The organism is Chromohalobacter sp. HP20-39, from assembly GCF_033052815.1.
GTDB lineage: Bacteria > Pseudomonadota > Gammaproteobacteria > Pseudomonadales > Halomonadaceae > Chromohalobacter.
This window is the reverse complement of the sequence record NZ_JAWHTP010000531.1, coordinates 1-285: the sequence shown is the minus strand read 5'-3', so window position 1 is coordinate 285 and position 285 is coordinate 1. Positions and strand designations below refer to the sequence as shown.

The window sequence follows — 285 nt, the reverse complement described above, 5'->3', positions numbered from 1 at the left end:
CAGAAGGCCCGCACCGCCGGATCCTCCGCCCGGGGCTCCGGGACGTAGGTGTAGTAGCTCCGTGCCGGCAGAGACGGGCCCGCGAAGGGCAGGGTCAGGCGGCCGGCCGCGACGTCGTCGGCGATCAGCCGCTCGGGCCCCATGGCGATCCCGAGCCCGTCGAGGGCGGCCTGGAGGGTCAGGTAGAAATGCTCCAGCGTCACCGAGGCCTGCGGCTCCAGATCGGGCACGCCGGCCGCCCGCAGCCAGTCCGGCCAGACCCGCGGGAGCGTCGCCGCGTGCAGC

General features: G+C 75.4%; 1 protein-coding gene. It reads right to left on the bottom strand.

The genetic code is table 11. The features are described from left to right. A partial coding sequence (locus RVY79_RS19070; protein WP_317466123.1) for a LysR substrate-binding domain-containing protein occupies positions 1-285 on the bottom strand: 285 nt, incomplete at both ends.